Origin of the sequence: Sulfuricurvum sp. (genome assembly GCF_049305995.1) — a bacterium.
Classification (GTDB): domain Bacteria; phylum Campylobacterota; class Campylobacteria; order Campylobacterales; family Sulfurimonadaceae; genus Sulfuricurvum.
In genome coordinates this window covers 1-2635 of record NZ_JBAQPS010000043.1, presented here as the reverse complement: position 1 = coordinate 2635, position 2635 = coordinate 1, and the positions used below count along the sequence as shown (strand labels likewise).

Genomic DNA, 2635 nt, shown 5'->3' with positions numbered 1-2635 from the left:
TCTAAGAGGTGCTGAAGAGGGCTTTCATTCTCTTCGGGTGAGAACGAGCAGGTACTATATAGCAATTTGCCACCCGGTTTGAGGGCATCGAATGCCGAGAGGAGCAAACGGCGTTGGAGTTTTGAGGTCTCTTTGACTTTGTGAACGCTCCAGTAGCTCATGGATTTTGGCTCATGGGTTTTAAAGCGTGCTTCGGACGAACACGGGGCATCGAGTAAAATGCGATCAAACATCTCTGGGCATTTTTTACCGACACTTCGTCCGTCGGTCATGTAAGTGTGGGCGTTGGTCACCCCTTGGGATTTGAGATTATCGCAGAGGCGGAAAAAACGCTCGCGCTGAAGCTCCACCGCAGAGAGCCATCCGGTGTTCTCCATCATCCCTGCGAGCATGAGGGTTTTTCCCCCCGGTGCGGCGGCGAGATCGAGTACCGTCTCTTCGGGGCGAGGAGCGAGCAACACGGGGGCAATCATCGAGGAGAGGTTTTGGATATAGAGACGCCCCTCGTAGAATGCGGATGTCTGAGTGAGGGCGAGTTTATCTTCGGGATTGATACGATACACTCCCTCTAGGATATTCCACCCTACTCTCTCGTAAACGATCCCCTCTTTCTCTAGTTCGGCTTCGAGTGCTTCAGGGGTTGTTTTAAGGGGGTTATAGCGAAAGGTGACCCGCTTGGGTGCATCAAAGGTTTTGAGTATTGCATCAAACTCTCCAGGTGGAACGATTTTCTCCAAACGTTCGCTAAACGCTTCGGGGAGACTCATTTGCGCACCACTCCACTGAGTACTGGGACGAAATCACACACTTCGAGGGTGTCTTCGTGGATGACACCGCCTTGCTTTGTAAAACGGGTAATCACTTGTTCTCGTCCTTTATCGATAGGGGCGATCAAAATCCCCCCCTCGGCAAGCTGATGAAAGAGTTTTTGAGGGATTTCGCGTGCCGATGCCGAGAATAAAATCCGATCAAACGGAGCGTATTGCTCCCACCCGTTTTGACCGTCATCGGTACGGGTGTGGATATTGCCCAGTCGTAGATGGCGAAAACGCTCTTTGGCTTCGAGTAATAGCGATTCGATCCGCTCGATGGTGAATACTCTGCGGAAAACATGAGAGAGAACCGCCGCTTGATAACCGCTGCCGCAACCGATCTCTAGGACACTGTCGCATCCCTCAGGGCTTAGATATTGGGTCATTTTTGCGACCGTCAGGGGTGAGGAGATGTACTGCTGTGCACCGATGGGGAGAGCGTCGAGACGATAGGCATTGTGACGCATTGCCAGTGGGACAAAGACCTCTCGATTGGTATTGATGATGGCGTTTTTAATCACAGGACGGAGCGGAAATTTTTTACTGATCTCTTCTGCCATCCGAGTGGTTTTAATCGCGGTTATTTTATCGATGCTCATTTTATTCCTACGTTGAGGTAGCGTCGCATGGACTCTACGGTACGGCTTTCGTAATGGGATGTTAGTATTTCTGAACCGCTGTTGCGGATTTCGCCGCCAAAGGGGGTGATGATTCCGCTCATTCCGCTGGTATCGGCATTGTCCGCGTCGGAGGCGAGTACATAGCACTGGTTCATTATGGCGAGAGCGTTGGTGAGGGTTACAAAATGTTCGCTGCGTAGTTTTCCCCACTGTGCGGGAATGGCGATAATATCGCACCCCTCCAACTTCTGCCAAAGGTTCTTAAATCGAAGTTCGAAGCAGATGAGGATGCCGATGGTGATCCCCTCAAAGAGAAATGGTGCTATAGCACCCTCTTCTCCTGCACTAAAATATTCGTGTTCGGCTCCGAGTGCAAATAGTTTTACTTTGGCTTGGGTATGGATTATTGCGGTGTTGTGTAGAGCATAGGCGATATTATAGAACGCATCGCCCTCTTTTGTAATTGCAGTAAAGATGAGTAGGCGATTTGTGATGGATGCACGTAGTTTTTCGAGAGCGTAGATTGTAAATGCGGATGCTTCTTCAAATCGAGTATAGACAAAACCGCTCAAGCACACTTCGGGGGCGACGATGATAGCATCTTCGGGAGCTTGGTCGATGAGGGTGGTGAGTCGGTCAAGATTGTGAAAAAAATCCTCACTCGTCTCAAAACACAGTGAGACGATCGGACGGGTTTTAGAAGTCGTCAAAGCTGAGGCTTCCTTTGGAATAGTTGGTTACTGTCCCCTCGAAGAAGTTGGTTTTTTGGTCGTTGAACTTGGAGAAATCATCGACCCATTTGATCGGGTTAGAGACATTGTAAAGAGGTTTCATCCCGACCGCAGTGAGACGGTTATCGGCGAGATGTTTGATGTATTGTTCCACGATTTCGTTCGTGAGTCCCAAAATCTGTCCTTGGGTGATGTACTGACCCCATGCCACTTCGAGCTCTACCGCTTTGCGGAACATATCGTAAACCTCTTCGAGCAGCTCTTCGGTAAAGAGATCCGCTCTTTCGCGTCGGAGGGTGTTAATGATGTTTTGGAACAATACGAGGTGAGTCACTTCGTCACGCTGGATAAAGCGGATCATTTGAGCAGAACCTAACATTTTTCCCGAACGAGCAAGCGTGTAGATGTAGGTAAATCCGCTGTAAAAGTAGATCCCCTCCAAAATTTGATTTGCAAAACACGCCTTGACAAA

At 49.4% G+C, this 2635-nt stretch carries 4 protein-coding genes; all 4 read right to left on the bottom strand.

Annotated elements, in window-relative coordinates:
• Positions 1-767, bottom strand: a 767-nt coding sequence (locus WA010_RS01375) for an RsmB/NOP family class I SAM-dependent RNA methyltransferase (RefSeq protein WP_422555386.1), incomplete at its 3' end; no start/stop codon positions are given.
• Positions 764-1411 carry a protein-L-isoaspartate(D-aspartate) O-methyltransferase gene (locus tag WA010_RS01370; protein WP_422555385.1) on the bottom strand — a complete coding sequence of 216 codons (648 nt, stop codon included), beginning with the start codon at positions 1409-1411 and terminating at the stop codon, positions 764-766. The genes WA010_RS01375 and WA010_RS01370, both read right to left, overlap by 4 nt.
• Positions 1408-2142 (bottom strand): nitrilase-related carbon-nitrogen hydrolase, encoded by a 735-nt coding sequence (locus tag WA010_RS01365; RefSeq protein WP_422555384.1) that lies wholly within the window; start codon positions 2140-2142, stop codon positions 1408-1410. The genes WA010_RS01370 and WA010_RS01365 overlap by 4 nt, the downstream gene beginning before the upstream one ends.
• Positions 2129-2635, bottom strand: a 507-nt coding sequence (locus tag WA010_RS01360) for a ribonucleotide-diphosphate reductase subunit beta (RefSeq protein ID WP_422555383.1), incomplete at its 5' end; no start/stop codon positions are given. The genes WA010_RS01360 and WA010_RS01365, both read right to left, overlap by 14 nt.